This is a genomic window from Anaeromyxobacter sp. SG17 (assembly GCF_022690695.1).
Lineage (GTDB): Bacteria > Myxococcota > Myxococcia > Myxococcales > Anaeromyxobacteraceae > Anaeromyxobacter > Anaeromyxobacter soli.
Window position 1 is genome coordinate 22060 of record NZ_JALCYX010000057.1, and the last position, 6014, is coordinate 28073.

5 protein-coding genes are annotated in these 6014 nt (G+C 72.0%); 2 read left to right on the forward strand and 3 right to left on the reverse strand.

What is annotated here, in order from left to right:
• Positions 1-2 precede the first annotated feature (2 nt).
• The 3 genes from MNY60_RS17615 to MNY60_RS17625 all read right to left on the reverse strand — a co-directional run bounded on the left by MNY60_RS17615 (position 3) and on the right by MNY60_RS17625 (position 3614).
• Positions 3-1472 carry a bifunctional serine/threonine-protein kinase/universal stress protein gene (locus MNY60_RS17615; RefSeq protein WP_242340530.1) on the reverse strand — a complete coding sequence of 490 codons (1470 nt, stop codon included), beginning with the start codon at positions 1470-1472 and terminating at the stop codon, positions 3-5.
• Between the two features lie 2 nt (positions 1473-1474).
• Positions 1475-2218 carry a metallophosphoesterase gene (locus MNY60_RS17620; RefSeq protein WP_242340531.1) on the reverse strand — a complete coding sequence of 248 codons (744 nt, stop codon included), beginning with the start codon at positions 2216-2218 and terminating at the stop codon, positions 1475-1477.
• Between the two features lie 76 nt (positions 2219-2294).
• A complete protein-coding gene (locus MNY60_RS17625) occupies positions 2295-3614 on the reverse strand; it encodes a sodium:proton antiporter (RefSeq protein WP_242340532.1) in 1320 nt (439 codons plus the stop codon).
• 330 nt (positions 3615-3944) lie between these two features.
• Here MNY60_RS17625 and MNY60_RS17630 point away from each other — a divergent pair, with 330 nt between their 5' ends.
• Together MNY60_RS17630 and MNY60_RS17635 are read left to right on the forward strand one after the other, a co-directional pair.
• Positions 3945-4280, forward strand: coding sequence for a DUF485 domain-containing protein (locus MNY60_RS17630; RefSeq protein WP_242340533.1), 336 nt, complete (start codon positions 3945-3947; stop codon positions 4278-4280).
• 24 nt (positions 4281-4304) lie between these two features.
• Complete coding sequence (locus MNY60_RS17635; RefSeq protein ID WP_242340534.1) at positions 4305-5918, forward strand: sodium/solute symporter; 1614 nt, start codon at positions 4305-4307, stop codon at positions 5916-5918.
• Positions 5919-6014 lie beyond the last annotated feature (96 nt).

A 6014-nucleotide genomic window follows, 5' to 3' on the forward strand; every position in this document is an offset into this window, starting at 1 on the left:
CGTCACGCCCCGGGCGCGCGCGGCCGGACCAGCGTCACCGTGCAGGGCGCCTCGGCCGCGACCTTCGTCGAGACCGTCCCGAGGAGCCGCAGGAGCTGCAGCGGCTCCGGCGCCGCGTCCGGCGCCACCCGCGTCGCGACCGCGCCCAGCATCCCGCGCAGGGGGACGTCGCGCGGCGGTGCGCCGATCACGATGTGATCCACGGCGTTCACGCGAGCGTACTCGAGCAGCGCCGCCGCCGCGTCGCTCGCCTCGAGCACGTGGAAGGAGAGCTGCGTCCCCGGGAGCTTGAGCGGCTCGGCCCAGTGGCGGAGCAGGACCCGGTGCTTGAGCCGCTGGGCGGTCGCGGTGTCCTCAGGCGCCGTGCCGCCGAGGTCGGGCGTGGGCGGGATCACCGTCACGACCGCGAGGCGCGTGTGGTCCCCCGCCGCGAGCACGCGGCGGACCGCCTCGCGGATCGCGTCCGTCTGCGCCGGGTCCGCGCGCGCGGTCGCGAGGGCGGCGAGCACGATCGAGCCGCCGGCGGCGTACGCCGAGGGCTGGGGGCAGGGCGGCGGCTCGAAGCCGATCGCCTTGAACCAGCGGCGCACGACCTGTCCGGTGCCCGCCCGGCGGCGCCGGAGGCCGCGCTCGCCCACCGCGACGTCGGCGGGGTGCGCGAGGTCGAACGCGACCTGCGCGGCCGTCGGGTAGCGGGCCGACGCGTCCGGCTCGAGGCAGTGGAGGATCACCTCCTGGAGCCACTCGGGGACCGCCGGCACGAGGGCGCGCGGCGGCACCGGATCGCGCCAGAGCCGCTTGCGGAGCGTGGCGGGGGTGGTCGGGGAGCCGAACGGCGTCTCCCCCGTGGCGAGCTCGTACAGCACCGCGCCGAGGGCGAACACGTCGCTGCGCGGATCGCAGCGGACCCCGAGCACCTGCTCGGGCGCGATGTACGGCGCCGAGCCGATCGGCCGCCGGTACTCCTCGGCGAGGAGGTCCGGGTAGTGCCCGTGGTGCGCGAGCCCGAAGTCGATGAGGACCGCCTCGCCGCCCGGCCGGATCATCACGTTCGAAGGCTTCAGGTCGAGGTGGATGGCGTCCTGGAGGTGCAGCGCGTGGAGCGCGGTCGCGACGGCCGCCCCGAGCTGCGCCACCTCCTCCGGCGGGAGCGGCGCGCGCTCCGCCCACTCCGCGAGGGAGCGCCCCTCGATCCGCTCCATGACGAGGAACGGCCGCTCGGCGTCGTCCCGCGCCGCGACGAAGCGCGGCACGTGGGGCCCCTTGAGCGCCGCGAGCACCGTCTGCTCGACCTCGAAGGAGATGACGCTCGAGGCAGGCTCCCCCGGCCCCAGCCGGGGGACCTTCATGAGGAGCGGGAACTCGGCGCCCGGGCTGGTGACCCGGTAGAGCACCGCCATCCCGCCCGCGTGGACCTGCTCCTCCACGCGGAAGCCGTCGATCTCCGTCCCGCGATCGAGGAGCGCGCCCACGTTCACTCTCCCCGCTCGAGCCGCGCCGCGAGCCGCTCCGGCAGGCCCGCCGCGCGGATCTTCGCGGCGGCCGTCGCCCAGTCGTACGGCACGCGCTGGAACGCGAGCCGCTCGCGCTCCAGGTCGAGGAGCGCATAGCACGCCGCGGTGTTCCCGTCGCGTGGCTGACCGCACGACCCGACGATCGCGAGCCACTGGCGCCGGGGCGGGACGGGGATGGCCACGCCCGGGACCGGCTGGAACGCGATCGGGCGCTCGGCGAGGGCGGTGTAGTAGAGGACCGGCTCGTGGACGTGCCCGGAGAAGACGTAGTGCGTGCCCGCCGCGCGCAGGCTCGCGGCGGCGTGCAGCGGGTCCGTCACGTAGGTCCAGTCCGCGGGGCGATCGGCGCTCGCGTGCACGAACACGAGGTCGCCGCGGCGGACGAGGAGCGGCAGGCTCGCGAGGAACGCCTGGTGGCGCTCGTCGAGCCGGGTGCGGGTCCACGCGATCGCCTCCTCCGCGACGCGGTGCATCGTCTCGGCCCCGGGCGAGACCACCGCGGCGTCGTGGTTGCCGCGCACCACCACCGCGCCCGACTCCGCGTGGGACCGGACGACGTCGAGGACCGCCGCCGGGTCCGCCCCGTACCCCACGAGATCGCCCACGAAGGCGAACGCCTCGGCGCCCGCCGCGCGCGCGTGGTCGAGGCAGGCGGTGAGCGCCTCGAGGTTCGCGTGGACATCGGCGAGGATGGCGAGCTTCATCGCGCGGCCGCCCGGCGCCGGGGGCGGCGCGGGGTCCCTCCGAGGAGAGCTTATCTCCCTCCGGGCCGGTCGGCCGTCACATGAGGAACAGCCAGCTCATCGCCGCGAGGATGGGCAGCAGGACCGCGGCGCTCCAGGCGAGGTACCCGAAGAAGCTCGGCATGCGCACGCCCCCCTCCTCCGCGATGGTCTTCACCATGAAGTTGGGGCCGTTGCCGATGTACGTGGCGGCGCCCATGAGCACGGCGCCGAGCGAGACGGCGCGGAGCAGCCCGGCCCCGCGCGCGTGCGCCACGAGCTGCGAGAGATCGCCGGCGTCGGTCCCGACGACCGCGCTCGCCGCGGAGGCGAAGGTGAGGTAGGTCGGCGCGTTGTCGAGGACCGAGGAGAGCGCGCCCGTGGCCCAGAAGTACTGCCAGGGCTCCGCGAGGCCGAGCTCGGCGCCGCGGGCGTTCAGGATCGCGAGCGCCGGGATCATGGTGGCGAAGATGCCCGCGAAGAGCGCCGCCACCTCGAGGATGGGCCCCCACGAGAAGCGGTTCTCCCGGCGGAGCGCGGCCGGCGTCGTGACCCACGCGAGCGCGGCGACGCCGGCGAGCGCGGCCTCCGCGACCCCGGGCGGCGGCGCGAGCGTGCCCGCCACGACCAGCACCCCCACGATGGCGGCGAGCCAGAGCGCGTTGTGCGCCCCGGCGACGTGCAGCGGCACGCGGTGGGCCTCGGCGAGCTCGTCGAGGTCGCCGGGGGTGGCGAGGTCCTCGCGCCGGAAGAGGGTGGAGTCGACCACGTAGAACACGAGGAGCAGCGCGCCGACGACGAACGCCCACTCGCGCCACAGGCGCAGGGTCCACGTGAACGGGACGCCGCGGAGGAACCCGAGGAAGAGGGGCGGATCGCCGAGCGGCGTGAGCAGCCCGCCCGCGTTCGCGACGATGAAGATGAAGAACACGAAGACGTGGGCCTTGCCGCGCCGCACCGAGTTCGCGCGCAGCAGGGGCCGCACGAGCAGCATCGACGCGCCGGTCGTGCCGACGAGCGAGGCGAGCGCCGCGCCCGCGCCGAGCAGCGCGGCGTTGAGCCCGGGGGTCCCCGAGAGCGTGCCGCGCACCACGATCCCGCCCGAGATCACGTAGAGGGCGCCGAGCAGCGCCATGAACGCGACGTACTCGTGCGCCGCGTGCGCGACGGCGCCGCCGTCGAGGCGCGCGACCAGCGCGACGACGGGTACGCCGAGGAGCGCGCTGAAGAGCAGCTTGTTGCGGTTGTGCTCCCAGAAGCGCCCCGCCGCGAGCGGCAGGATCGCGATCCCGGCGAGCACGAGCGCGAACGGGGCGACGCTCCAGACGGGAAGCAGGTGGCCGAGGGGTAGCTCGCTCGCACGGACGATGGGATCCACCCGCCGACGCTAACGGGGCGCCGCTCGGCAGGCAACGCCGCCCTGCGGCCTTGCGCCACCCTGATGATGTTCGCAGCCCTTGGCGCTCCGGACCCGCCGAGCGCAGCGCTTGCGCGCATTGATTGCGTTACGCTCTCTTTTCGTTCTTGCGCATGTCTTGCGCGCATTGATTGCATCCAGCGATTCGTGCGGGCTCCGGGAGCGGGTATTGGACCGCTCCGGGGCAATTTGTTGCGCAACTTTGGCGCGTGCGGCTGTTCACCGCGCAAATCGATCTGCTATGACCACATCCCACGCCTCAAATTTCACGTATCCCGGAGGAGAGCGTTCATGTCGAAACCCGCGGTCAGCCCGCTGAAGGATCGCAGCACCCGTTCCGCGCACGAGGTGATCGCGTCGCCCGAGTTCAAGGCGCTCGTGTCCAAGCGCTGGAAGGTCAGCCTCGTCCTGCTCACGCTGCTGTTCGTGAGCTACTACGGCTTCATCCTGCTCGTCGCGACGAACAAGACGCTCGTCAACACCAAGATCGGCGAGGTCACGACCCTCGCGATCCCGCTCGGCCTGGCGGCGATCGTGATCGCCTTCGTGCTCACCGCCTTCTACGTGGCGTGGGCCAACAAGTCCTACGACCCCGAAGTCGAGCGGATCCGCTCGCAGCTCCGGTAGCCCCCTTCACCGACAGGAATACCAATGACCTCGATCGGCGCGATCCAGGCCCTCCTCCTCACGCAGGCCGCCCCCGCGGCCGCCGGTGAGTCGATGCAGACGTCGCTCGGCTCCCCGTCGATGATGTCCATCCTCTTCTTCTTCATGATCGTCGCGGTGACGCTCGTCATCACCTACTGGGCGGCCCGCAAGACGAAGACCTCCTCCGAGTTCTACGCCGCCGGCCGCAGCGTCTCCGCGCTGCAGAACGGGTTCGCGCTCGCGGGCGACTACATGTCCGCCGCGTCGTTCCTCGGCATCTCCGGCATGGTGGCGCTGAAGGGCTACGACGGCATGATCTACGCGACCGGCTGGCTCGTCGGCTGGCCCGCGCTCATGTTCCTCGTCGCCGAGCCGCTCCGGAACCTCGGCAAGTTCACCTTCGCCGACGTGGTGGCGTTCCGGCTGAAGCAGAAGCCGGTCCGCATCGCCGCGGCGATCGGCGGCATCCTGACGGTGCTCTTCTACACCATCGCCCAGATGGTCGGCTCCGGCGCGCTCATCCAGCTCATGTTCGGGCTCAAGTACGAGTACGCCGAGCTCATCGTCGGCGTGGTGATGCTCGCCTACGTGCTCTTCGGCGGCATGCTCGCGACGACCTGGGTGCAGATCATCAAGGCCGGCCTGCTGCTCTTCGGCGTGTCGCTCCTGACCGTCCTCGTGCTCGCGAAGTTCAACTTCAACCCGGGCAACCTCTACGCCGCGGTCGTCGAGAAGTACGGCCAGACCGCGCTCGAGCCGGGCGGCATCGTGGCGAGCCCGATCGAGGCCGTCTCGCTCGGCCTCGCGCTGATGTTCGGCCTCCTCGGCCTGCCGCACATCCTGATGCGCTTCTACACGGTGCCGGACGCGAAGGCCGCCCGGAAGTCGGTGCTCTACGCCACCGGCCTCATCGGCTACTTCTACGTGATCATCCCGATCGTCGGCTTCGGCGCCGCGGTGCTCACGCCGGGCGGCCGCAAGTTCATCTCCGGCATCGACGGCGGCGGCAACATGGCCGCGCCGCTCGTCGCCGAGCTCCTCGGCGGCACGGCGTTCCTCGGCTTCATCGCCGCGGTCGCCTTCGCGACCATCCTCGCCGTCGTGGCCGGCCTCACCCTCGCCGGCGCCTCCGCCTACTCCCACGACATCTACGTGAACGTGATCAAGGGCGGGAAGGCGACGGAGGAGGAGCAGGTGAAGGCCGCGAAGATCGCGACCATCGTCTTCGGCGTGGTGGCGGTCGGCCTCGGCATCCTCTTCAAGGGCCAGAACGTCGCGTTCATGGTGGGCCTCGCCTTCGCGATCGCCGCCAGCGCGAACTTCCCCGCCCTCCTCATGTCGATCGTGTGGAAGCGCTTCACGACCTGGGGCGCGGTCTGGTCGATCCTCGTCGGCGCGATCAGCTCGTGCGCGATGATCGTGCTCTCGAAGACGGTCTGGGTCGACGTGTTCAAGTTCGAGCACGCCATCTTCCCGATGAAGAACCCGGCGATCTTCTCGATGACGGCGGCGTTCGCGGTCGGCATCATCGCCTCGCTCCTCACGCCCGAGCGCGAGGCGCAGGAGATGTTCGAGGACGAGAAGCTCCGCACCTACCTCGGCGTCGGCGCCGAGTAGCCGCGAGCCCGTGATCCACGCCGCGGCCGGCGCGCCTTCCCGGGCGCCGGCCGCGGTCCTTTTCATGAGTCAGAAGCGCCGGTACTCGTCGTCGCG